The 23,620-nt window shown below is 48.8% G+C and carries 23 protein-coding genes and 3 riboswitches; of the genes, 10 read left to right on the top strand and 13 right to left on the bottom strand.

The window, feature by feature from the left end; all coding sequences use genetic code 11:
- Window positions 1-33 precede the first annotated feature (33 nt).
- Window positions 34-732, bottom strand: coding sequence for a metal-dependent hydrolase (locus ACE3MQ_RS00105; RefSeq protein WP_379390663.1), 699 nt, complete (start codon window positions 730-732; stop codon window positions 34-36).
- A 153-nt stretch (window positions 733-885) separates the two neighbouring features.
- Here ACE3MQ_RS00105 and ACE3MQ_RS00110 point away from each other — a divergent pair, with 153 nt between their 5' ends.
- Window positions 886-1,518 (top strand): bifunctional 4-hydroxy-2-oxoglutarate aldolase/2-dehydro-3-deoxy-phosphogluconate aldolase, encoded by a 633-nt coding sequence (locus tag ACE3MQ_RS00110; protein ID WP_379389366.1) that lies wholly within the window; start codon window positions 886-888, stop codon window positions 1,516-1,518.
- Between the two features lie 123 nt (window positions 1,519-1,641).
- Here ACE3MQ_RS00110 and ACE3MQ_RS00115 read toward each other — a convergent pair whose 3' ends face one another.
- Both ACE3MQ_RS00115 and ACE3MQ_RS00120 read right to left on the bottom strand, forming a co-directional pair.
- A complete protein-coding gene (locus ACE3MQ_RS00115; RefSeq protein ID WP_379389367.1) occupies window positions 1,642-3,936 on the bottom strand; it encodes an Ig-like domain-containing protein in 2,295 nt (764 codons plus the stop codon).
- A gap of 209 nt (window positions 3,937-4,145) precedes the next feature.
- Complete coding sequence (locus ACE3MQ_RS00120) at window positions 4,146-5,057, bottom strand: hypothetical protein (RefSeq protein WP_379389369.1); 912 nt, start codon at window positions 5,055-5,057, stop codon at window positions 4,146-4,148.
- Window positions 5,058-5,585: 528 nt separating this feature from the next.
- On the opposite strand from ACE3MQ_RS00120, the gene ACE3MQ_RS00125 reads away from it, so the two are divergent.
- Together ACE3MQ_RS00125 and rpoD are read left to right on the top strand one after the other, a co-directional pair.
- Window positions 5,586-5,741 carry a hypothetical protein gene (locus ACE3MQ_RS00125; RefSeq protein WP_379389371.1) on the top strand — a complete coding sequence of 52 codons (156 nt, stop codon included), beginning with the start codon at window positions 5,586-5,588 and terminating at the stop codon, window positions 5,739-5,741.
- 236 nt (window positions 5,742-5,977) lie between these two features.
- Window positions 5,978-6,874: an RNA polymerase sigma factor RpoD gene (rpoD, locus tag ACE3MQ_RS00130; protein WP_125083657.1), complete on the top strand. Its 897-nt coding sequence runs from the start codon at window positions 5,978-5,980 to the stop codon at window positions 6,872-6,874.
- An 80-nt stretch (window positions 6,875-6,954) separates the two neighbouring features.
- Here rpoD and ACE3MQ_RS00135 read toward each other — a convergent pair whose 3' ends face one another.
- Window positions 6,955-8,064, bottom strand: a complete 1,110-nt coding sequence (locus tag ACE3MQ_RS00135) for a hypothetical protein (protein WP_463139878.1) — start codon at window positions 8,062-8,064, stop codon at window positions 6,955-6,957.
- A gap of 148 nt (window positions 8,065-8,212) precedes the next feature.
- A riboswitch (Fluoride riboswitch) is annotated at window positions 8,213-8,273 on the top strand.
- A 114-nt stretch (window positions 8,274-8,387) separates the two neighbouring features.
- Between ACE3MQ_RS00135 and ACE3MQ_RS00140 the strand changes: the two genes are divergently transcribed.
- The 3 genes from ACE3MQ_RS00140 (at window position 8,388) to ACE3MQ_RS00150 (ending at window position 12,249) form a co-directional block, all read left to right on the top strand.
- Window positions 8,388-9,692: a voltage-gated chloride channel family protein gene (locus ACE3MQ_RS00140; protein WP_379390665.1), complete on the top strand. Its 1,305-nt coding sequence runs from the start codon at window positions 8,388-8,390 to the stop codon at window positions 9,690-9,692.
- Between the two features lie 336 nt (window positions 9,693-10,028).
- Window positions 10,029-11,204, top strand: coding sequence for a bis-aminopropyl spermidine synthase family protein (locus ACE3MQ_RS00145; RefSeq protein WP_379389375.1), 1,176 nt, complete (start codon window positions 10,029-10,031; stop codon window positions 11,202-11,204).
- Between the two features lie 151 nt (window positions 11,205-11,355).
- Window positions 11,356-12,249: a radical SAM/SPASM domain-containing protein gene (locus ACE3MQ_RS00150; RefSeq protein WP_379389377.1), complete on the top strand. Its 894-nt coding sequence runs from the start codon at window positions 11,356-11,358 to the stop codon at window positions 12,247-12,249.
- A gap of 71 nt (window positions 12,250-12,320) precedes the next feature.
- Here the strand turns inward: ACE3MQ_RS00150 and ACE3MQ_RS00155 are convergent, their stop codons facing one another.
- From ACE3MQ_RS00155 to namA, 4 genes are all read right to left on the bottom strand, one after another.
- Complete coding sequence (locus ACE3MQ_RS00155; RefSeq protein ID WP_379390667.1) at window positions 12,321-13,187, bottom strand: 1,4-dihydroxy-6-naphthoate synthase; 867 nt, start codon at window positions 13,185-13,187, stop codon at window positions 12,321-12,323.
- Window positions 13,187-13,879: a futalosine hydrolase gene (locus ACE3MQ_RS00160; protein WP_379389379.1), complete on the bottom strand. Its 693-nt coding sequence runs from the start codon at window positions 13,877-13,879 to the stop codon at window positions 13,187-13,189. The genes ACE3MQ_RS00155 and ACE3MQ_RS00160 overlap by 1 nt, the downstream gene beginning before the upstream one ends.
- Window positions 13,880-13,941: 62 nt before the next feature.
- Window positions 13,942-14,880, bottom strand: coding sequence for an oxidoreductase (locus ACE3MQ_RS00165; protein WP_379389381.1), 939 nt, complete (start codon window positions 14,878-14,880; stop codon window positions 13,942-13,944).
- A gap of 56 nt (window positions 14,881-14,936) precedes the next feature.
- Window positions 14,937-15,950, bottom strand: coding sequence for an NADPH dehydrogenase NamA (namA, locus tag ACE3MQ_RS00170; RefSeq protein WP_379389383.1), 1,014 nt, complete (start codon window positions 15,948-15,950; stop codon window positions 14,937-14,939).
- Window positions 15,951-16,104: 154 nt separating this feature from the next.
- Window positions 16,105-16,210, top strand: a riboswitch (guanidine-I (ykkC/yxkD leader).
- Between the two features lie 150 nt (window positions 16,211-16,360).
- Window positions 16,361-16,458: riboswitch (guanidine-I (ykkC/yxkD leader) on the top strand.
- A gap of 71 nt (window positions 16,459-16,529) precedes the next feature.
- Between namA and ACE3MQ_RS00175 the strand changes: the two genes are divergently transcribed.
- Together ACE3MQ_RS00175 and ACE3MQ_RS00180 are read left to right on the top strand one after the other, a co-directional pair.
- Window positions 16,530-16,871, top strand: coding sequence for a DMT family transporter (locus tag ACE3MQ_RS00175; RefSeq protein WP_379389385.1), 342 nt, complete (start codon window positions 16,530-16,532; stop codon window positions 16,869-16,871).
- On the top strand, window positions 16,871-17,185 hold the full coding sequence (locus ACE3MQ_RS00180) for a DMT family transporter (protein WP_379389387.1): 315 nt from the start codon (window positions 16,871-16,873) through the stop codon (window positions 17,183-17,185). The genes ACE3MQ_RS00175 and ACE3MQ_RS00180 overlap by 1 nt, the downstream gene beginning before the upstream one ends.
- Before the next feature lie 197 nt (window positions 17,186-17,382).
- Here the strand turns inward: ACE3MQ_RS00180 and ACE3MQ_RS00185 are convergent, their stop codons facing one another.
- Window positions 17,383-17,574 (bottom strand): hypothetical protein, encoded by a 192-nt coding sequence (locus ACE3MQ_RS00185; RefSeq protein ID WP_379389389.1) that lies wholly within the window; start codon window positions 17,572-17,574, stop codon window positions 17,383-17,385.
- Window positions 17,571-18,725, bottom strand: a complete 1,155-nt coding sequence (locus tag ACE3MQ_RS00190) for a DUF4062 domain-containing protein (RefSeq protein ID WP_379389391.1) — start codon at window positions 18,723-18,725, stop codon at window positions 17,571-17,573. Before ACE3MQ_RS00190 ends, ACE3MQ_RS00185 begins: the two co-directional genes overlap by 4 nt.
- A 192-nt stretch (window positions 18,726-18,917) precedes the next feature.
- Between ACE3MQ_RS00190 and ACE3MQ_RS00195 the strand changes: the two genes are divergently transcribed.
- Entirely contained in the window at window positions 18,918-19,514 is a 597-nt protein-coding gene (locus ACE3MQ_RS00195; RefSeq protein WP_379389393.1) for a nitroreductase family protein, read from the top strand.
- Between the two features lie 61 nt (window positions 19,515-19,575).
- Here the strand turns inward: ACE3MQ_RS00195 and ACE3MQ_RS00200 are convergent, their stop codons facing one another.
- On the bottom strand, window positions 19,576-21,396 hold the full coding sequence (locus tag ACE3MQ_RS00200; protein ID WP_379389395.1) for an ABC transporter substrate-binding protein: 1,821 nt from the start codon (window positions 21,394-21,396) through the stop codon (window positions 19,576-19,578).
- A gap of 143 nt (window positions 21,397-21,539) precedes the next feature.
- Between ACE3MQ_RS00200 and ACE3MQ_RS00205 the strand changes: the two genes are divergently transcribed.
- The gene (locus ACE3MQ_RS00205) at window positions 21,540-21,713 is read left to right on the top strand and encodes a hypothetical protein (protein ID WP_379389397.1); all 174 of its coding nucleotides are present in this window, start codon (window positions 21,540-21,542) and stop codon (window positions 21,711-21,713) included.
- A gap of 73 nt (window positions 21,714-21,786) precedes the next feature.
- Here the strand turns inward: ACE3MQ_RS00205 and ACE3MQ_RS00210 are convergent, their stop codons facing one another.
- Together ACE3MQ_RS00210 and ACE3MQ_RS00215 are read right to left on the bottom strand one after the other, a co-directional pair.
- Window positions 21,787-22,761 carry an electron transfer flavoprotein subunit alpha/FixB family protein gene (locus ACE3MQ_RS00210; RefSeq protein ID WP_379389399.1) on the bottom strand — a complete coding sequence of 325 codons (975 nt, stop codon included), beginning with the start codon at window positions 22,759-22,761 and terminating at the stop codon, window positions 21,787-21,789.
- Window positions 22,762-22,783: 22 nt separating this feature from the next.
- The gene (locus tag ACE3MQ_RS00215) at window positions 22,784-23,551 is read right to left on the bottom strand and encodes an electron transfer flavoprotein subunit beta/FixA family protein (RefSeq protein ID WP_379389401.1); all 768 of its coding nucleotides are present in this window, start codon (window positions 23,549-23,551) and stop codon (window positions 22,784-22,786) included.
- Window positions 23,552-23,620 lie beyond the last annotated feature (69 nt).

A 23,620-nucleotide genomic window follows, 5' to 3' on the forward strand; every position in this document is an offset into this window, starting at 1 on the left:
CGGAAGAGAGGGGCTATTGTTGTTTGCCTTCCATTATAAGCTTAATTGATGATGCTGAAGATTCTCGCCCGGTTTAAGGGCATGGCCCGTTATGCCGAGCTTGCTGAGTTCACTGACAAATAGATCGCCATCCTGGCGGATAAGATCAAAGGTATTATAGTGAATAGGCACGATATGGCGGGCGCCGATCCATTCTGCTGCAGTTAAAGCATCCTCCGGCCCCATCGTAAAGAAGTCGCCAATCGGGATAAAGGCCAGGTCGACCCGGTGGCGGGTGCCAATCAGCTGCAAATCAGTGAATAAAGCCGTATCCCCGGCATGGTAGACGGTAAACCCATTCAGCTCGAGCAATATCCCCGCAGGATTTCCGAGATAAATGTTCGTTCCCTCCACTTGGACAGAGGAGCTGTGCAGGGCTGGGGTGAATTTCAATTTGCCGAACGGAAATGAACAGGAGCCCCCGAGATTCATGCCGATCGTCTCAATTCCCTTGGCCGCAAAGAAATCGGCTAATTCCACGATGGCAATGATTGGGCATTGATTGCTCCGCGCAATGGTTTCGGCATCGCCGATATGGTCGGAATGGCCGTGTGTCAGCAATACGTAATCTGCCTTAATTTCTTCTGCGGACACAGTAGCGACCGGATTGCCTGTTAGGAACGGGTCAATGATCAGCTTGTATTCGCCAGTGTCGATGTGAACGGAAGAATGTCCTAAATAGGTCAGCTTCATATTAATCACCTCAATGAACATAGTTGACATCCTTCTAAATTATAACTGACTTGGGCGCTGGAGTCACATTTTTCCTAAATAATGACAGACGGTCAGCTAAGGATTGAATTCATGGATGGAACATGTTACGTTTTGAAGCGAGGGGTGAACAGGATGAGCAATGCGTTTGAACAGTTAAAAAAAGAGAAAATCATCGCGATTCTTCGCCATGTCCCGAAAGACCGGGCAGATGGGTTGATCGAAGCATTGGCTCGTGCTGGCGTGGTGTTTGTGGAAGCGACGTTGAACAGTGACGGTGCTTTAGCCATGATATCACGCTGGCGTGAGCAATACGGCAAGCAGATGCGCATCGGGGCTGGCACGGTTCTCGATTTGAACATGGCCAGGGAGGCCGTGTCAGCGGGGGCAGAATATTTAATAGCTCCGAATTTAGATGAGTCGGTTGTCAACTATGCCCGCGAGCAATCGATAGATGTCTATCCCGGGGCAATGACGCCAAGTGAAATCGTCCGAGCCTGGCATGCGGGAGCTACTGCGGTAAAAATATTCCCCATGGCCTCGTTAGGGATTGCTTATTTGCGTGAGATTCGTGCGCCGCTCAGCCATATTCCGATGGTTGCAACGGGAGGAGTGCGGCTCGATAATATTCATGAGTTTCTACAAACGGGTGCAATTGCAGTGGGGTTAGGCGGAAGCATAGTTAACATGTCGCTCGTTAAAGAAGGTCGTTTTGAAGAAATTGAACGAAATGCAGCTGCGCTTGTACGGGCAGCAAAGCTTGCCTGACAATTAAGAGGATACAGGTATATAAAAATATCTCAGCAAGCTCCCAAGGAGGGAAATCCAAGGGAGCTTGCTGCATCTTTAAATCATTGATTTAATGAAAGACTCGTTGGGGAGGCATCCATATCACGGACTAGGCCAGCTTACTGCAACTGTTCGCGGATGATCATAGGCAGATGCCCAATAATAGTCGCCGGACAGAACACGCTGCGGCCAGAAGCCGACTTCGCCGGCAGCAGCAGGCAAGGACTCTGAATGGGCGAACAGGACACCGTTAGCATCCGGGGCAAGCTCAACATACCTGCCTCCGTTAAAAGTGAATCGTCCGTATACCCTGGCTATGATTTCTTCTCCAGTTTCGTAATCACATACTTTTAGCGTTACTTTCGAGCGCGTGCCGTCGCGAACGATGCTCATGTCGTTGATGACCATTGGGCGAAGGCTTGTGCCTGTGGTAATCGCTGAGGCTGCTTCTGATGCGGGGCCGACATTGCCGCTGATATCTTTAGCCGCAACCTTATAGTAGTATGTCGTGTCAGGGAGCAGCCCGCGATCCTTATAGGTTAAATTGCGAGACTGGCCGGCGATGTTCGATGCGTCGGGCTCGAAATCGGGCTCGGTGCTTCGGTAAATGACGTAATCCTCTACATCCGAATCGTCAAAGGCTCGACCATAGCTGATATTAATGCTCTGATAATCAAACGCTGCAGCCTCCGGCTGTATACTGACGCCTGTTGGTGGCGTTACATCCTCGGGCGTTACCTCCCACTTTGTTCCTCCAGGCCCCCAGGCTGAAGGCAGCCAGCGTATGGAATCATAGTGATGCATCGCGATACCTCCGAAGGCAGGGTTTCCGTTGAACCAGGCATACACTTTGTCTAGCTCACTCTCCATATAAGTGCGGCCTTCCTCTCGGAAGGTGATGGACTCGGGATCGCCGCTGTTGGCGATGTCCAGCGTCTCCACGCCAATGATGACCGAATTCGGCTTGCCAATCCGATTGGCATAATCGATTTCACCCTGGGCGTGGGCGATAATTCCGACGCTTCCATCAGCTGTATCCCGATAATCCATGATCGTAATATAATCGCTCATGTCCTGAATGTGTTCAGACAGCCATTTTGTTTCGCCGTTCCACGTAATATCCTTAGCCGGGTCGTTGCTGTCGAACCACCTTGGAATAGCCGGGCCGAAAGGCAGAGCGATGCCGGCGGTATCTCTTCGGGCTACCAACTGTTCCATGATATCGAGGTATTGAAGCTGTACCGAAGGCTTTTGCAACCTGAAATCAGGCAAAATATAAGGCTCGATATCTACGTTCACGCCGTCAAATTGCTCATGGGCGGAGGAGGATAAGTTGTAATTAATGACCTTTTCCATTTCTCTGATTGCCAGCTCGTGATACGGCGTTAAAGCTCCGAAATATGGAGGTACCGTTCCCCCGGCGATACAGGCATGAACTTTATAGCCGTTATCGTGGGCCCAAGCTATGAAATCTCGAACTTTTTCGGTTTCCTCTTCGAGAATATCTACGCCTTCATAGGGGTATACGCCAAGGTAGAAGGTAGTTACGGAATCGGAGTTAAAGGTTTCCGTGTCGTCTGCGAATGCTTTCAGCGCAGTACGTGAGCCGGGATTAAGGAATAAATTGTAGGCGGCCTTTTCCCAAATCCATATGGCCCGATCCTGACGATCCAAAATGATTTCTTCCTGTATAATTTCGCCGTTTCTCACGTATACCGTCAAGCTTCGACCGATATTGCCAAATTCATCGATTGCCCTAGCTTCAATGCTTGAGGTTCGATTCTGGGCGGTCTCCGCATCCCAAATATACTCATAATGCTCGCCAACAGCTTCTGCAGCACTCCAGGGGCCGCCGTTAATTCTAACATCTACTGCTTGAACCGGGTTGATTGCATAGACGGATAATGTCACGGGGATTTGTCCTTCGACGAGGGAGCCGTCGAAAGGCTGATCAATACGGACAAGAGGAGGAGAGACAGAGGGATTATCGACCTCAATCGATTTGGGCGGAGTTGTTACTCCGTATCTAGTTTCCGAATTTAGTCCGCGAGCAACGAGGCTGATTTCTCCATGATACTGGCTTGTATCTAATTCAGCGTACCATGTGCCCGTCTCAGTTCCACTTAAATTGCTCATGTGCGTATCGAGCTGCTTGAGTCCGTTTACGATCAGTTTAATATCGTAGACGTCCGTATAGTGACCCGAAATGGTAACCATTCCCGAATCCACTTGCTGGCCATCGGTGTGAGAATCAATCGTAATTTGGGAATCGGCCCACGCCAATGGCAGCTTTTGTACAGGGAACAACGGTATAATACCGACGACGAGCATCATTACCAACCATTTGGACAGTAAAGGGAGAACGCGTGGTTTCCGCCTGCTACCGTAATAGGACATCGTAAATCCCTCTCTTTCCGCGGGATCAACACCGCTGCTTTATTTGCAAACGTTTACAACATTCATTGTAGCGGCTCAAAAAATAGAAGGGCAACAGCCTTAAATGGACCGTATTTAATAGGACTAAAAAAGCTCTGTCCATTTCAGAAAGTCGTTCATTCTGAAATTGGACAGAGCTTTGCAATTGAATATGCTATTGCCTTGTGATATTACGGCTCGCTCCGGCCAGCCAAATCCATCGTTCCGACGAGATCGTGTACGGCGATGCCTGCAAAGGAACGGTAGTTTCTTCCCAGCTGATCCAACTGCAGCAGCTGTCCATTCAAATAATCATATCCTTCCTCATAAAAGGTAACATGGTCTCCTTCGGAGGAATACTTGGTCTCTACGCCGGTATATATGCGTTTGTTCAAAGCTTCAGCTTCCTGCAATTCCTGTTTAGCCAGATCTATAACAGCTTTGGCGCTGTCGCGATAAGTCATTAGGGTGACGGAATCAAATTTGGAGATCATCCAAGAGCTCAAAGACATTTTCGAATCGCTTGCTGCATATTTATCTAACCAGAAAGGTAAATCGGCAGCGATAGGAAGTCCTAAGTTGCGGGACTCTTGAACGAGATACAGAACATTGGCTTGCCATTGTTTAATGACGTTATTGATATCGCTTTTCCACTCGCTCAAAAGATAAGGCTCAATATCTACGTGAACGCCCGTGAATTGTTCATCTTCCTCAGCCGTCATCTGATAGCTTCTAATCCAATTCATGAAGCTTGTCAGCTGAGACCGGTTAGATTCCAGCGCCCAGTTCGGCGCTCCGTTCAAGGCATGAACCTGGATGCCGAGCGCATTCGCTTTGGAGATAAAATTTTTGTAATGAGGTAGATCTACCCGTGTACTGATTTGCAAATAAATGAGGTGGATGCCTTCTGTGGCAGAGAAGGATAGAAGTTCATCTGTCTGCGTTTCAATCAGTTTAGTATGCCACAGCCAAGTCGCTTTCGGAAGCTTGCCGGTTGCGTTAGCTTGGGTTGTAGTGGGGGAACTTATTGTGCCGAATATGATCATGCTACTAAGCAGTAGTAAAAATAGACGCCGGAGAGAAGGAATGTGGGGTAATTTCATGTTGTCCAGCTCCTTTAATAATAGAATATTCACAAAAATAGGACTATGGTGGTGGGAAGATTAAATGGTTTCATGATATGCTGTTACTTCCAGGCCCTACCTCCTATTTTTTCTTTACCATATGAAAATTACATGAAATAAATGGTTATAACTGTACTATATCATATAATTAAACATTTTTGTCGTAATTTGTCGTAGGGCTTTTGTATGATTTTCTTTAATCTTTGTTTCAACCTTCTTTTTTTGGGTATAAAAATGGATTGGAATGTTGTGTTTTGTCGAAAAAGTTAGAAAGAGATACATTGATTTATAAACATACGGTAAAGTGGCTTTAAACCTAGAATTGAATCTGTCCCTGATAGCAATTTTACATAGAATGAATTGTAAGCGATTACAAATAGGAGAGGTTGTTTTATTTGGAGATATTCATCCACGGAGTAGTTTCAAAAGTAATTAGTTGGCTAAACTATTATTAAATATTTAAATATTAGGCCGTAAAATACCTAGGTACAAGGAGCTGACCCTGGCATGAAAATTGTCATCACGCAGAGCGAGGCGGTTGAGAAAGGGATATGGCTGAAAGTGATGAAGGCATTTGGGCTGGATCAGGATGATGAGGTATGGGAGAAGGAACAGTTCATTCTGACGGAGGATCAGGCCAGAGAATTGGGTCTGATTCGTTGATCCTAAAATCACCGTCCACTAAAAAACGCCGACCCATAAGGGATCAGCGTTATTTGCATCAAATAAACAAAACCATTGATTGATTATTTATTATTTATATGTTAAAATGACGGGTAGTCAAATGATACTAAATCATTTTAGGATCGTTTTTATAATAGCATAAAAGCTGGCAATTGTCAAACGAATTATAGAATCGAGATAAGTTGTATTTCATTTCATGGGTGGGGGTCTGAATCGTGACAGAGGATTTGAAGCTTCATACTGAATCAGAATATACAGATGACCTGACGTTACCGCCAGGCATAAAGATTGATGATCCTGTACGCATGTACTTAAAGGAAATCGGCAGGGTGCCGCTCTTGTCGGCAGAGGAAGAAATCGAGCTCGCCAAGCGAATAGAGCAGGGAGACGAAGAAGCAAAACGCAGACTGGCTGAAGCCAATCTGCGTCTCGTTGTTAGCATCGCCCGCCGATATGTAGGCAGGGGAATGGTGTTCCTCGACCTGATCCAGGAAGGGAACATGGGTCTGATTAAAGCGGTTGAGAAATTCGATTTCAAGAAAGGCTTCAAGTTCAGTACGTATGCCACTTGGTGGATACGCCAGGCGATTACTAGAGCGATAGCCGATCAGGCCAGAACAATTCGAATTCCGGTTCATATGGTAGAAACTATTAATAAGCTGATCCGTATTTCCCGTCAGCTTCTTCAAGAGATTGGCCGAGAGCCGACGCCGGAGGAAATTGCCAAGGAAATGGAACTGACACCGGAAAAAGTACGGGAAATAATGAAGATCGCCCAGGAACCGGTATCCCTTGAGACGCCTATTGGTGAAGAGAATGATTCCAACCTAGGCGATTTTATTGAAGATCACGACGCTTTAGCTCCCGCAGAGGCCGCGGCGTACGAGTTGCTGAAGGAGCAGCTGGAGGAAGTGTTAGATACGCTGACCGAGCGCGAGGAAAACGTGCTTCGCCTGCGATTCGGGATGGATGATGGCCGGACGCGAACGCTTGAAGAGGTAGGCAAGGAGTTTGGCGTTACCCGGGAACGGATCAGACAGATCGAGGCCAAGGCGCTTCGCAAGCTGAGACATCCAAGCCGCAGCAAACGCTTGAAGGACTTTATGGAATAATAACTTATCGATTTGTCATAATGAACGGAGGAGCTTATTCTCGACTGGGGATATAAGCTCCTCTTTTATTTTTAGGTGCTTCAGTTGCAATTCTCATGACTGCATCGTTTGCCGCGTATAGGCTTGAGGGTACGCAGCAGCTTGGGCGGCAAAGGCTGAGTGTACAAATAATTCCGGGGAAGGAGCCGCTTAGACCTTACGGATTGGTTTTGTTTACGCTTATGCGGGGGAAGGGCAACTTGGGTGCCGAACACTTGCATAAACCATTCTATCGGATAAGATATCGATAAAAAGCCGTCCTCAGAGCCGGCAAAATTGACTGCGGCCGCCAAATTTTTGCGCCGGGTCAACCAGACAGATCCGGAGTCGCCGCTTAATGAGACTGGACGTTTACCGCGAATGACACTTTGGTTTTTAAAGATAATTGTCCCTAAGTTACCGTACGGGCCATAACCGACTCGAATGTCCGTATGAATGGATTCTACCTGTCCTGTCGTAACGCCGGTTGTGCGGCCGACCTTTTTGAATTGATCTCCGATGCGATAGGAACGCAAATGACCTGGAACGGTTCCGAATTCAGCATAGCGGGGGCTGAGCAGTGAGCGCTGCAGCGGCTTAGCCGTTGCGGCATCAATGTAGTTGTTTTTTCTTTTGCTCAGCCTGACAAATCGATGCATTTCCCCGATGAGGTCTTTGCTTACCGTACCGCCGTCAGCTCCGCCCGGCTGGAGCGTTTTGGAGCAGCGGCTGCTGTTCTCATTGACGAGAACATGATTGTTGCTAAGGATATAACGATTTCTTCCGGAGCCCTCGGTTACGATTAATCCCGCTGTTCCTGAAGTATCAGGGGTACCGATGCTGTAGCCTGCGATCACCGGCCGGATTCTTGTTCTGAAGCGGCTGCTCGGAGGGCTGCCGTGTTTATGAAAGCTAGTGGATCGCACGATTCGTATGGGCACACCTGCTTTGCTCCGCAGCTTAGCAGGGTGCAAGGCCTGCTTCTGCCGGGTGCTTTTCTTGCTGCTTTTTGCGGCAGCAGCTAAAGCGCTGGCGTATAGGATGACTGCAGCACCTTTCTTCGGCCGGGATGGATCGCATAATCCTACGCCAATGCCGTGTATGCCGCGCTGCTTCAGCAATCGGGCAGATAACCGCTGTTTGACCTGAAAAGCTTTACGAAAACTTGCCAAGAGAATCACCTTTTCTAACCGATTTCATTCATCATATGCAGAGGCAGAGGTTTGGTTTACCTGGATTTATAGGTTGGCCCATACTCTAATGCAGGGATGATTGACGCCGGGGATACAATTGATATACAATAATTCCGACGTAATTGTATAATGATAAGGCGATGGAGTTCGCCATAACCGCCGATGAGGCTGATGACTCCTACCAGTGCTTATTTTGTTATGCACTGGTAGGAGTTTTTGTTTCATCGGCAGTTATCTACGTAGGAGGATTTGAGTTGAAGTCCGATCATGAAACATTACCTTGCGATCATGGAGATAAGAAAATGAAATGGGCAGAAGAAATTAGGGGCGCTGCCGCTTTTCCCGGTTCATTCTTGAAATGGATTATGCTTGGCAGCGTTGTCGGACTGCTTACCGGTACAGCTTCTGCTATTTTTCTAATTAGTCTGGATGCCGTTACCCAATGGCGGTCAGCACAGCCTTGGCTGCTGTGGCTGCTGCCCATCGGGGGAGCCTTGGTTAGCTATGCTTATATGAAGTGGGGCAAAAGCAGTGCCCAGGGCAATAATCTGATCTTAGAGCAAATCCAAAACGGAAATGAACGAATTCCGCTTCGAATGGCTCCGCTCGTACTGTTTGGAACCCTGACGACACATTTGCTCGGAGGCTCGGCTGGGCGGGAGGGAACCGCCGTACAAATGGGGGGGAGCTTGGCGGACTGGTTCAGCAGGCTCATCAGGCTGGATGTGCAGGATCGCCGAATTTTATTGATGTGCGGCATTAGCGGAGGCTTCGGCTCCGTATTCGGAACGCCGCTGGCCGGAACGATGTTCGGATTAGAGGTAGCCGTACTCGGCTTGATCAGCTATCGCGCGCTCATCCCTTGCTTTGCCGCAAGCTTCGTAGGACATCTGGTGACTACAGGGCTATGGGGTGTGCAGCATCATATTTATGATATGGGGCAAATCCCGGCTTTATCTGGTATCGTGCTGCTTAAGATTGTTTTTGCATCCATCTTATTTGGGTGGACCAGTCTTTTATTCAGCGAACTGACCCATTATTTAAAAAGAGGGTTTACTCGCTTATTTGCAAATCCCGTGTTAAAAAGTGCAGTCGGCGGCTGTCTCATTATCGCCATGGTCTATTTGACCGGAACCCGGGATTATTTGGGGCTGGGTCTGCCGTTGATCGCCGATTCTTTTGGCGAGGGAGTTTCACCGTTTGCTTTCCTCGGCAAGCTGCTGTTCACTTCGGTGACGCTGGGCTCGGGATTTCAAGGTGGAGAGGTGACCCCGCTATTTGCGATCGGGGCAAGCCTGGGGCATACCCTTTCCGGGTGGCTTCATCTATATGGGCCTTTTCTGGCCGCTCTCGGATTTATCGCGGTATTCTGCGGGGCAGCCAATACGCCAATCGCCTGCTTCATTATGGGTATCGAGCTGTTTGGCTCGGAAGGAGCGGTGTATTTATTCATTGCCTGTCTTGTCAGCTATGTCTTCTCCGGCCATAGCGGCATATATAGCTCACAGCAAATCGGCGCCTCCAAGAGCTCGCTGCTGAGCATTCCGCCGGATACAAGACTCGGCAGCAGAAGAGGCGCATTCAAATTCCGTCGTCCCAAGGATTGATTTGGAATGGACGGGATGTTATAATGTTATAAATTTAATTATAGGGGATGTCTTGATGTCCGCGGTAGTTCTTAACTAATTAATTGTATAGAGTTCAATCCAGGGCTTGGATTAAAAACTGCTTATTAGGCGGTTTGTTTGTCCATGTTATTTTGGGAGAACTCGATTAGTTAAGAACATAGGACATCGACCAAATCCAGTTAACTGCGATCCTGGCCGTGCACTCTGCATGGCCTTTTTCGGTATATCGCGGGTATTCAGGGTAGAAGATGAACGCTAATGTTCATTTTCTACCTTTTTTTGTTTTTCCAATACAATGAAAAGAGGTAAATAGCAATGAAAGATTTAGTGAATGAAATATATGCAAAGGTTAAGCTTCAAGAAGGCCCAAGAATCATCGAGCAAATGTTGGTAGAATGTTATATGAGCCCCGGTATTTCCACGAAAGAATTGGCACGCCAGCTTACACTGCCGCTTCCTGTAGCTGCGGCCATCAAGAAGGAACTGATTAAATCAAGCATTCTTAAGCAGGAAAAAGGGGTAGTCTGCACCAATTTAGGCAGGAGCTGGATGGAGCAGACGGGAGGCTATCAAGATATTGACCGGAGTTTATACAGGAAATTCATGAAGATAGAGGAAGGGGTAGAGCTCAGTGAGCTTACTCAGGAGAAGGAATGGCACGAATGGAGGGAAATTTTTAATACCCGGCCCCAGGTTAACGTGCAGATCGATCAATCCAAATGCACACCTGAAACGAGTATGCGCAGGGCGATTCTCTGTCTGCGTAATCATGCACTGATTGGCAAACGGATACTGTGCGTCGGCGATGATGATCTTGTGAGTGTATCGCTCGGCTTTCTTCTTAAACACCTGTTTCCGGGAATCAGCGAATCAAAAGCAAAAATTGAGGTTGTCGATATTGATGATCGTTTTCTGGATTATATTCGGATGATTGCAGATCGGGAGAACCTGCCGATTACTTGCCGTCATGTGGATTTACGCGAACCTCTGCCCTCTGATATGTATGGGCAGTTTGACACTTTCTTTACAGATCCACCGTATACGCTTCAAGGAGCCAGCTTATTCCTTTCTCGTGGAATCAGCGCATTGCGTAGTGAGAAAGGCCTGCCCATTTTCCTATCCTTTGCACATAAATCGCCTGATTTCATGCTGGCCATGCAAAGGGAACTCGTTCGGATGGGCCTCACTGTCGGTAGTACGCTGCCCCATTTCAATGAGTATGAAGGAGCCGAAATGATAGCCAATCGAAGCCAAATGATTATTCTTAAGACCACGGATCATACCGTACCCGAATATACGGACAGATTTAAAGATGCGTTATATACTGGCGAAGTAAAGCGTACTCGAAGAACGTATTGCTGTTTAGAATGCGCGGAAATCATCCGGGTAGGAATGGACGGGGAATATCAGACGATCGAAGCGTTAAAAAATGAAGGCTGTCCCTGCTGTAAGAACAGTACGTTCAAATTAAAGAGTAAACAAGAAATATAAAACTCGCTAGGTGTTTGATAAGGTTTTGAGATAGAATAGAGCTAGCAATGCAGCAATAAAAGAAATACCAGGAGGGTTATGCCGAACCAACGGATACGCCGTTTCCTCTTTAATGCGCAAATATTATTAGACAAGTAGGAATAAGACAAAGATGAAAAAATTCAAAAAGTTCTATATTGAAACGACCAGCATTTGCAATTTGGCTTGCAGCTTTTGCCCGCCGACCGAACGGAAATCCCAGTTTATCAAAGTCGAGGATTTCGAGAAGGTGCTGGACGAGGTAAAGCCGCACACAGACTATATTTATTTTCACGTTAAGGGAGAGCCCTTGCTGCATCCCAAGATCGATACCTTGCTTGATTTAAGCCATGAGAAGGGCTTCAAGGTCAATATCACGACAAATGGAACGTTAATTCGAAAGGCCTGGCCGAAAATCATCAACAAGCCTGCCCTGAGACAAATGAATTTCTCTTTGCACAGCTTTGATGGCCATGAGGGTTCAACAGATCGGGAAGGCTATATTGAGAATATTTTATCGTTCGTGAGACAGGCGGTCAGTACATCGGAGCTGATTGTTTCATTCCGGCTATGGAATTTGGATAAAAATAATGAGACTAATCTGCAGCGCAGCCGCAACCGGGCCACTTTGGAAATGATCGAGAAGGAATTTGGTCTTGATTATCAAATCGAGGAACGGGTCGTTCCCGGCGGCGGAATCAAGCTTGCTGAACGGGTATATTTGAATCAGGATCACGAGTTCGATTGGCCCGATTTGAGGGCAGAGGAGGACGACGGTCACGGCTTCTGCCATGCGCTTCGAAATCAAGCGGGCATCCTCGTGGACGGGACGGTCATCCCGTGCTGCCTCGACGGAGAAGGCGTTATTAATTTGGGTAATGTCTATGAGACGCCATTTTCGGAAATTGTTGAAGGGGAGCGGGCCAATCGGCTCTATGATGGTTTCTCGCGCCGGACTGCGGTGGAGGAGCTGTGCCGCAAATGCGGCTATCGGAAGCGATTTGGGGGCAGGTCTGAGCAACGGTAAAAATGAAAGGAGCCGAGGCTTCTCGCAATGCGATATCAGCATTCGAGAGCTCGGCTCTTTCTTTTGTTATTTTAACGCAGTAGGCTCGCTGGCACTTCTGGAACGAGGCCTTCGCCGGCAGCCCGGCCAAGCAAGGCCGTAACGGCTGCATAACCGTCCTCGCCTAAAGATTCCGTATATTTGTTCACATAGAGGCTGATATGGGCTTCGGTGACTTCCGGAGACATTTCCTGCGCATGTCTCATCACGTAATCCCGTGATGCGTCCGGGTGAGCCCAGGCATACTGCACCGATTGCCGCGTCCATTTCGCAATGGCTTCCAGATCGAGCGAGCGTCTGGCGATAATAGCGCCGAGCGGAATTGGCAGCCCGGTATCCTCCTCCCACCAGCTGCCCAAATCCCGCATTAGCTTCAAGCCGTATGAAGGATAAGTAAACCGGGCTTCATGGATGACCAGACCTGCATCAACCTTGCCGTCACGTACAGCGGGCATAATTTGGTCAAAGGGCAGCACGACAATCTCGCCGATGCCGCCGGGTACCGCTTGGGCTGCCCATAACCGAAATAATAGGTAGGCTGTGGAGCGCTCGCTGGGAACCGCCACGCGCCGACCGGAAAGCGATGCCGGATCAGGCGTCTGGTGTGTATTTGCCCCAGCTTCAGCCGCGAGTTCGTCTCCGGCTGTAAGTACAAGCGGACCGCAGCCGCGACCGAGTGCTCCGCCGCATGGAATTAATGCATACTCCTCGAGAACCCATGGAAGGGCGGCATAAGAGATTTTCAATACGTCAGGCCCCTTGCCGCTGGCGGCGAGTCCGTTCGTAATATCGATATCCGCATAAGTGATATCCAGCCCGGGCGCGCCGGGAATGAGTCCATGAGCCCAGGCGTGAAATACAAAAGTATCATTCGGACAGGGGGAAAATGCTATTTTCATCATTGCAGTACCTCCGGTAATAAGGAACAAGCTCGTTCCAGGGCTGATAATGCATCGCTGATTCTCCACAGCTCGCGCTGGCGTGGGCCAACCGGATTGGAGATGGCTCTTATTTCAAGAACGGGAAGCTGAAGATGCTGTGCAGCGAGTGCTACGCCGTACCCTTCCATCGCTTCGGCGGCAGCGCCCGGTATGCGGAGGCTGAGCGAATGGGCTGTGGGTGCCGAGCCCGTCACGGTAGATAAGGTCAATACCGGCCCGGAGCAGACTCTGATGCCGGCAGCAGCAGCGGCTTCGGTCAATCTTCTGGACAGTACGGCATCGGCTTTGATTTGGGAGGAGCCGAAGCCGAGCTTGTCCAGGCTGAGGAAGCCTTCCGGCGATTCCGCGCCCAAATCTGCGGCAATAATGTCGGTAGCTATGACGACAGAGCCGATTTCCGCTACCTCGGCAAACCCGCCTCCAATGCCGGCACTGATCACTAGGTCGTACGCTGCTCCTTCAGACGCTGTAGCCAAAATCGCCGCTGTATTGGCTGCAGCCGCAATTGGCCCGACACCTGCCAGGCGTACTTCGAACCCGGGTGCGTCGTTTAAACCGCGCTGTACTGCTTCCCGCTCCGCTTCAACGGCAGTCATGATGAGTACGCGGGGAGAACGAGTAGAATTTGATGTCTTATTTTCATGATCCATGCTGTGAGCAACTCCTTCTGTACAACCTGAATACATTAAATGCTCTGACTGTAATGATAATTTTATAAATTCCTTTGATTAAAAGGATAACTAACGTTTGTTAACTGCTCAGAGACCTCCCATAAACGCCTTGCCGTGTCGGGATTACGGGCCGCTATCGAGGCCGACGCTTCGGTCGGAAATCCTTTAATTCCGAGCTGATCGGGGCCGTAGAATCGTCCGCTTTGGGCATCGGGAGAAGTAGCGGCGAACAAGGCCGGAAGCGCGCCCATGCTTTCGGACTGGGCCAAATATCGCGTAATCCAGCCGTAGAATAACGTCTGCGATCGGCTGCCGCTCATTTGCGGGCCGACCTGGAACAAATTCGTAGCGGCAATGCCGGGGTGGGCGGCTATGCTGCGCATATGTAAGCCCGCTTGCTGAATGCGCCGATGCAGCTCCAGGGCAAATAATAAATTTGCCAGCTTGGACTGGCCGTACACCAGGTTCGGGCTGTAGGATCGCTCATGCTGAAGGTCTTTAAAGTTAATTCGGCCGTATCGGTGCGCGATACTGCTTAACGTAATGATTCTAGAGCCTGCCTTTGCTGCCAAACGGGAGAAGAGCAGACCGGTCAGCGCGAAATGCCCTAGATGATTTGTGCCAAATTGCAGTTCATAGCCATCGGCGGTTTGACGGGGCGGTGTCGCCATTACGCCAGCATTGTTGACAAGCAGATCGATAGCCTCGTATTCCTTTACTGCACTCCCGGCAAACGCCTGGACGGAAGACAAATCCGCTAAATCGAGCCGAGCGACTTCGACCTTGGCTCCCGGGATTTTCGTTCGAAGCCGCCCGGCTGCCTGCTCGCCTTTGCTTTCGTCACGGCAGGCCATAATGACATAAGCCCCGTTACGCGCTAATTCCTCCGCAATGATATATCCCAGTCCCCCGTTTGCCCCCGTGACAATGGCTGTGCGTCCGGCCTGATCCGGGATGTTCTGTGCCGTCCATTTCGTCATGATCCATGACCGCCTTATGTTATGAATTTATTTGCACAATATCGCAAGAGCGAAGATTATGCACGATGGTATGGCTTAGGACGCTCAATCACTGCTCCCAGCTCCTTAGCTGCGCTTAATGGCCAATAAGGATTGCGCAGCAGCTCGCGGCCGACGAAGATGAGGTCAGCCCGCCCATTGCCGAGAATTTCTTCAGCCTGCAGGCCGCTGGAAATGAGCCCTACTGCTCCGGTTGCTATGCCTGCCCGACTCCGAATTTGGTCAGCTAAATTAACCTGATACCCAGGGTATACATCGATGGATGCAGGAACAACTCCGCCCGAGCTGCAATCGATCAAGTCCACCCCTTGCTCTTTCATATAGCGGGCGAACTGGATAAATTGCTCCAGTGCGTTGCCGTCCTCATGATACTCATTGGCGGAAACGCGCACAAAAATCGGTCCGTCCCATTCCGTCTTCACCGCTTCAATGATCTCGCGAAGCAGGCGGTAACGATTGTCCGTACTGCCGCCATATTCATCGGTACGCTTATTCGAGAGAGGAGAGAGGAATTCGCTGATCAAATAGCCGTGGGCGCCATGAATTTCAATAATGTCGAACCCGGCTTCCCTGGCACGCCGCGCACCTTCCCGGAAGGATGAAATGATATGCGCAATATCCTCCTTGCCGGCTTCTTTAGGCATCTTCATCCCTTCAAAAGGAATAGCCGAAGGAGCGATAATCGTCTCTTCCAGCTCCGCCTTTCTGCCGGCATGAGCAAGCTGAATCGCCGCCTTGGACTCATGGTGATGGATGAGACGAACGATTTCCTGCAATCCCTCGATATGCTCGTCACTCCAAATGCCGAGATCCTGATAGGAGATCCGGCCTTCCGGGGTAACGGCCGTCGCTTCCAGCATCACCAGTCCAACCTGGCCAGCAGCCCGGGTGGGATAATGAACCCGGTGCCAATCGGTGACCTTGCCATCTTGGTTATAGGAGGAATACATGCACATCGGCGACATGACAATGCGGTTCTTTAAGGTAACATTTTTAATGGTGTAAGGTGAGAACAGTCTGGTCTTGGTCATCGTTAATCTCCTTTATCCATATGATAATATTTAGGCTGAACAGCACAAAAATACCTTCTGGGAATTATGTTAGACTATACGAGAAGCGAAGACAAGTACGCATGAATGCGGCTAGCAGTTGACCCAATAAAAATTATCCTGTATGATATGTGTCACAATTGTTCTCTAGGGTTCCGCGGTGGGTTCGGCTGCCGGCCTGGTCCAAGAGAGAACGCGCAGGAAATATCCGGCGGACACGGAGGGATAAAAGCCCGGGAGGATATCATTAGCGATATCTTTCCGGGTTTTTGCCTGTTGAAAGATAGAGAAGGGGAGGAGAAGATGAGTTCCATGAATTCAAAAAGGGGTGTTCGGATTATCATGTAGAAAAAAAGTCTAAATATGTGTATAATTTAAGGGAATTTCATAAGTTAAATGTTTTCTAGGGTTCCGTAACAAGTATGTTAGTCTGGTCCGAGAGAAAACTCACAGCTCGTCTGTGTCACGGAAGGATAAAAGCCTGGGAGAAACTGTTTAACAGTTAGCTCTCGGTTTTTTTTGTTTTTTTATGGGAAAGAATAAAATTGGAGGTGCAATTGAATGAATAAAAACTGGATTAAAGTAGTTATTGCTGCTTTTTTTGAAGTTTTTTGGGTTATTGGATTAAAACATGCAGATGACTTTTGGACTTGGACTGGAACAGTTATTGCAATTATCGTTAGTTTTTATTTAATGATTATGGCTGGCAGAAAACTGCCTGTTGGAACAGTCTATGCGGTTTTTGTTGGACTAGGTACTGCCGGAACTGTCTTTTCGGATATCGTATTCTTTGGTGAACCATTTAAACTAGCAAAATTCATTTTGATTTTGGTTTTATTAGCAGGAGTAATTGGTTTGAAACTAGTTACTAAAGACAACGTTAAAGAAGGAGTTGAATCTTAATGGCGTGGGCTTCTTTGGTCGTAGCAGGTTTATTTGAAATGTTTGGTGTTTCAATGATCAATAAATTGCATAGAGATCGTAGTTGGCAGTCGGTTGTGCTGCTAATTCTTGGATTTGGAGCAAGTTTTCTGTTTCTTGCATATGCAATGAAAACATTACCTATGGGGACTGCATATGCAATTTGGACAGGAATTGGTGCATCTGGTGGAGCAATATTAGGAATGGTTTTATATGGCGAATCAAAAGACTGGAAAAGAATAGTTTTTATAACAATGGTATTAGGGGCAGCTATTGGTTTAAAGCTAGTCTCGTAAAGCGGTGGCAAGAACAGAACAATCGGGAATCCGAGGATTGGAGACGAGTCCTGTTCAATGCTATGGTGTTAAGCGGGCGGGTCGGACTCAAGCTGATTTCCTAATCAGCATCTGCCGAATCATATGGATTTTTTTAAAAAAAGCGACCGTAGTCTCCGCCAATGGAGCATTCGGTCGCTTTTTGCGATTCGTTTAAATCAAACCCGTTTGGTTGCTTCATTAAAACGGTCTTTGATTCGTTTATTATTGCGCTTCATCGCAGTGCGCTGCTCACGCAATATTTGTGAGGAGCTCTTCTGGGAAGGAGCAAACAGCAGCGCTTCCTTGGGCTGGTTGCCTATAGCTTCGGTAACTTTCCCGTTCTTCGAAACGAATACTCCCGTGCTCACGACTGCATCCCTCCTAGAATTAGCTTGATAAATTCAATCATTAAAGGATTTTTACTAATTATAGCATCGTTTGCGGCTTCTTTGTAGTGGATGAATTTCTTATGATCCCATTCCGGATCGGCTGGAAAATGAAGAGTCAATACTAATCTACCCGTACGCATGCAATAGTAAAACATGTTCTTCGATGCTTTGAAGAAGACCTGCTCCAGATGATCTCCCTTGTGGTACGTCAATACATTATAAGAGCTGTGATCATCCAATTTGTACCGTGGAGACCCGGCCGCGCTGCCTACTTTGGCTAATAGATGAAGAGAATCCTCCTCCCGCATATACAAGGTTGCTGCAGAGCAGTCTGCATAGAAGCCAACGGTTTCTGCGACATATGGCCCATAGCTATGCTCGATCCTGCCGCCGCTCATCCTTGATTGAATGACTGCAAGGAAGTCCTCGGCGCGTTGAAATCCGGTGATTTGCACCTGCGGGATAAGCTGATACAGCAATTCGACCGCCTCGTCGAACTGCTCCAGCCTTGAGCTATTCTGCTCAATGGATTGCTCAAGCGGAAGAAGCAGCGAGCCGCGGCGCAGCAAGTCGCTAAAGTAAACCTTCCAATCGATAGGCACGCCCAGCGACAAGTCGTCGATGTATATTTTGCGAAGGGTCATGTCATATAAGAAATACCATACATAGGGATCGATATTTTGAGGAATAGTATGATTAGTCTTTAGAGAATCCATAATATGTAAAGGGGAAGGGAATCGTTCTTCATCATGGATCTGCCGGTCGATAAGCTGGTCAATCCACGGCTTGATCCTGCTGAAAAAGGCGGCTTTGACTTCTATATCAGCAAATACGAGAATCAGCTTGCCCTGCTCATGCGCCTTGATGAATTCCATATGGGTAACTGTAATTCCCGACTGAACATTGTAGGTGCCGGCCTTGCTCCCAAGAAATAGTAAATAAATATCACTCTCCTCGACTGCCTCTAAACACTTCGTAATGGGATCGATATGGGCAGGCCAAGGGCCTAAATTTTCCTCCCACATCAGAGGATCATGGCCTAGGGAAGCAAGCTCGCGAAAAGCTACTCGGCGAAGCGGCTTTATTCCATCTTCATTTACGGAGCTGATGAACACCTTTGTTCTCGCCACGCCAGGAATCACCCCTTTCTTGGATTTTATTCCCATTATAAACGAGATAACCGGGAATGAATAGCGTCGAAATAGGAGAAATTGGTTAAGTAATTGTTCCTATTGCAATAGTTATTTTAATCATGTAATATGTAAAACAGAGTTGCTTATTAAAAGTAAGTTAATATTCAAAAGATAAGGAGATTACGAATAATGAGTCAATTTCTGGACGCTATCAAAGTAAGACGCAGTGTGTACGGCATTAGCAAGGAAGAGGTTATTTCCGATCAACGCGTGGAGGAAATTGTTGCTGAAGCGGTGCTGCATACGCCGTCGTCCTTTAACTCGCAAAGTGCGCGCGCAGTAGTTCTTTTCCATGAACAGCACGATAAGCTATGGGATCTTACGAAAGAAACGCTGAGAGCGATTGTTCCAGCAGACAGCTTTGGGCCGACAGAAGAGAAGATGGCTGCATTCCGCAGCGGCCGCGGTACGGTACTGTTCTTCGAGGATCAAGAAGTTATTCAAGGCCTTCAAGAGCAGTTTGCCCTATACAAAGACAATTTCCCGGTATGGTCCGAGCAGTCCTCCGGTATGCTGCAATTCGTAGTATGGACGGCATTGGCCAACGAAGGCATCGGCGCTTCGCTGCAGCACTATAATCCCCTGATCAACGAGAAGGTTAGCGCTGAATGGAATATTCCTGCTTCGTGGAAGCTGATCGCTCAAATGCCGTTCGGCAAGCCGGTTGCAGAGCCGGGTGAGAAGCAGTTCAATCCGATCGAAAGCCGTATGAAAGTATTTAAATAATTTGGCGATGGAAAAAGGGAAGGCATCTTAAGGATGCTTTCCCTTTATTGCATTTGGCCGATTAGCCGTCACAATCACAGATCGGCGTGGTTAACCAGATGTCTTTGAAATCCATCCAGCCCAGCCGGTTAATGCCGAGTCCGCGGATGGAAGGATGGACGTAGGTATTGACTTTTCGGTGTACGAGAAACAAGAATTGGGCTTCGTCATGCAGCCGGAACTCGATTTGTTGAAAAAGGGCGCTGCGCTCCTCCGGGGACGTCGCTGCCAAAATATCGTCGATCATGCCATGAGTCCATTTGCGTAAATTTTGCTCCATGTGCTGATAGAGGAAGCTCTGGCTTTGAAGATACGTCTCCAACTGGCATATCTCGTCATCGGCAAAGCCGAGACAGGTCAAGATGCAATCGGCTTGGGAACCCATGTCCTGCTTGGCAAATTCGCTGCTGCTTACATACTTGATCCGGATGTTAATCCCGACGGAAGCGCATTGCTCGGCAAACCACTCGGCATCCTCGCGCTCATGAACGGTTGAAATTAGTACAAGCGTTGCTCCATCATAACCGGACTCCCGGAGCAGTTGAAGGGCAGCGTCCCGATCATAGCGAAATACGCCGCTAGCAAAGCTGCTGTCGCGTGGCAGAAAGCTTCGTGCCGGAATCCCCTGGTGTTCATCATGAATCAATTGCGTCCGGTCGATGATGAGATTTACAGCCTGACGGAAGGATAGAGATTGCTGCGGGCCGCTTTTGTTGCGATTCCAGGTAACCAAGCTGCAGTTTTTCCATAAGCCCTCAATATGGTTCCAGTCGCTCTCCGGTTTGGTTGGAAAACGAGCCTCGTTGTCGATGAGCTTCTCCCATTTTAGCCGAGCCGAGCGGGGGATCTCTTCGGGTAAGATGACAATGCTAACCGCATCCAAATAAGCTCTTCCTAGAAAATAATCCTTGTTCACGGACATATTGATGAGGTTCGAGCTCCAATGCGTAAGCCGAAAAGCGCCCGTTCCAATGGGCAATTCCCAGAACTTCTCCTCATTCTGGCTGACTAAATCAGCAGGCAATATAGCTGCAGTCGCAGAGCAGAGCATGCGCGGGAGCAGCCAATTCGGCTGCTTTAAAACGATTTTTACCGTGATGGCATTTACAGCCTCGATGCGATCCATCGTTAAAAGCAGCCAGTCATTTATCGAATGCTGCCTAAGCCGATTAAAGGTAAACACAACATCCTCTGCCGTCAGCTCGCGCCTGTGATGGAAACGAACGCCTTTGCGTAGGTGGAATACCCACTCTGTGCCGTCTTTATTACTTTCCCAATGATGGGCAAGCATAGGCACGACCTTGGAATTCTCATCGGATTCATATTGTACGAGCCGATCGAATATTTGCCGTGTCAAATGAGCGTCAAAGCTATGAAATAAATTGGCCGGATCCAGCGTCAGCGGCGCTCGGTAAACGGGCAATCGGAACAAATCGATGCAATTGGTATTGGAGATAGGCTCCTCACTGCAGCCGAACTGGTCATTGAGCCATTTAATAAACTGCTCGAGTATCGCTTGATCCTCATCATATTGATTTAAAATTTCGAATGCAGTCCGATATTCACCTTTGTCAGCAAGACATTTAGCGTATTCGAGCAGGAATTCGCCTCGGGGCACACGAAATTCGATGCGCGAGCGGATGCCGCGCCCGCGTCCCGGGTGCCATGTAATGAGCTCCTCCTCCTCCAGCTTTCGAACGATCAGCTTGACGTTTCTTTCCGTGCAATGAAACAGCTTGGTCAGTTCATGAAGGGTAACCTCCTGTTCGGCTATCGAAGCGGCCGGGCTTTCCCTGCCGACATATTCATTCAGTAATGCCAAATATCGTTCCTCGGTAAGCATTTCAAACACCTCACTGCGGTAAAAATTCGCTTTTTCGATGAAAAGGGGAAATCCTTGTTCATTAGTGTACTCTTTTTCTTCCTGGTTTTGAAGCCGATAATGGAAATATATTAAGGCTCGAGAAGACAGAGGGGTGGGAGAAAATGTACACAGAAGAATTATATCGGTTGGAGAGGGATATGAAGTCGTTTCATCATCCTCCTCAGCATTACAGGGTGAATGAAGAGGGAAGAATCGTCGGACTCAAAAGACGGCATTTCAATAGAAAAACAACGCTTCGTCTGCTGCGCTCGCTAGCAAGCATGATGAAATTTTAAGGCGACGACGGAAATCCGTCGTCGCCTTAAATATTGGGCTTCTGCAGCAGCCATAGGCTGCCTTGAAACGAGCTCAAGCAAGTGCTTTGCGGAATTCTTCCGTTAACAGGGGAACAACCTCAAATAAATCGCCAACGATCCCATAATCCGCGATTTTGAAGATCGGGGCTTCCGGGTCTTTATTGATGGCGATGATGACGCGGGATTGGCTCATGCCCGCCAAATGCTGAATGGCACCGCTAATTCCGCAGGCAATGTAAATTTGCGGCGTCACGACTTTGCCGGTTTGGCCGATCTGCAGCGCATAGTCGCAGTACCCGGCATCGCATGCTCCGCGCGAAGCGCCTACCGCTCCGCCCAGCACCTCAGCGAGCTGCTGCAGCGGCTGAAAGCCCTCCGCGCTCTTTACGCCGCGGCCGCCGGAGACGACAATTTGCGCTTCGGTCAAATCAACCTGCCCCGCCGTCTTCGAAATGACATCCTTGATGATGGATCGCAGGCTAGGGGAGGATGAGTACTCATGAGGGACAATTTCTCCGGGACAGCCGGAATCGACGGCGGGAGAGAAGTTGTTGGGCCGGATGGTAATGACCTTGCGGCCTTCTTTGAACCGCTTCTGCTCGAAAGCTTTACCTGCATATAAAGGCCGAGCATATTGCACTTCCGAGCCTGTTCTATGAATGGCCGTTACATCGGAAAGCTGTCCAGCCTGAAAGTGGGCGGCGAGCATAGGGGCAAGATCGCGTCCCATTGCGGTATGACCGAGTACAATGCCTATAGGTTCCAAGGGCTCCAGCACCGGTAGGATTGCTGCGTAATAACGTTCGGCTGAATAATGCTCCAGCTCCGGATGGTCTATGACATGCACTTGACCTTGAACGCAGCGGGATAACTGCTTTGCTTGTTCGGCCAGATTATGCCCCAGAAGCAGGGCGGAGATCGTGTCATCTTCATTAGCGGACAGCCGCGCTGCTTCGAGCGCCTCCAGACTAACCTGGCGCAGCTGTCCTGCGCGAACTTCCGCAATAACCACATAGCTGCTGCTCATTGGTATTCCTCCCTTTGATAAGTTAGATGACTTTGGCTTCAGTACGGAGTTTGGATACAAGCTCGGCGACTTGCTCCTTTAGCTCGCCCTGCAGAATTTGCCCGGCATTTCTCTGCGGCGGCAGAGACAGGGCGGTTCGTTCTGTACGTGAGGCGATATCCCCTTCCGACAAGCCAAGCTCATCCAGGCCAAGCTGCCGAAACGGCTTTTTCTTCGCCTTCATAATGCCAGGAAGGGAAGGATAGCGCGGCTCGTTCAATCCCTGCTGCGCAGTAAACAGGGCGGGAAGGGCGACCTCGATCGTCTCGGTATCGCCTTCCGCATCCCTCAGCACCAACGCTGTGCCGTTTGTGATGTCCAGCTTGGTAATCGAGGAGGCATGCGGCAATTGAAGGAGCCGGGCCAAACGAACAGCGACCTGTCCAGCTCCGTGATCCACCGAGAAATTGCCGCCGAGAATGACATCGGCGGATACCTTGGAGAGATAGGCCGCCAACACAACGGATATCCCGTACTCATCCGTTTGAATGCGATCGTTAGCGATGAGTACCGCTTCATCGGCTCCCATCGCCAGAGCGGTTCGCAGTGCTTCCGCGGTTCTTGGCGGGCCGACCGAAATGACTGTTACCTGTCCGCCATGCTGCTCCTTCAGGCGCAGTGCCTCTTCCACCGCATACTCATCATAGGGGTTAATGACAAATTTGACGCCATCCTCAGACACTTCTCCGTTTTGAATCACAATTTTCTCTTCGGTATCAAAGGTTTGCTTCAAAATTACGAAGATGTTCATGCCCAATCTCCTCCTCTACATCTTGACGCATTCTACTTCAAATTAGCATTTGACAGATATCCGTGAACC

This window comes from Paenibacillus lentus (assembly GCF_042714055.1).
Taxonomy (GTDB): Bacteria; Bacillota; Bacilli; order Paenibacillales; family Paenibacillaceae; genus Fontibacillus; species Fontibacillus lentus_A.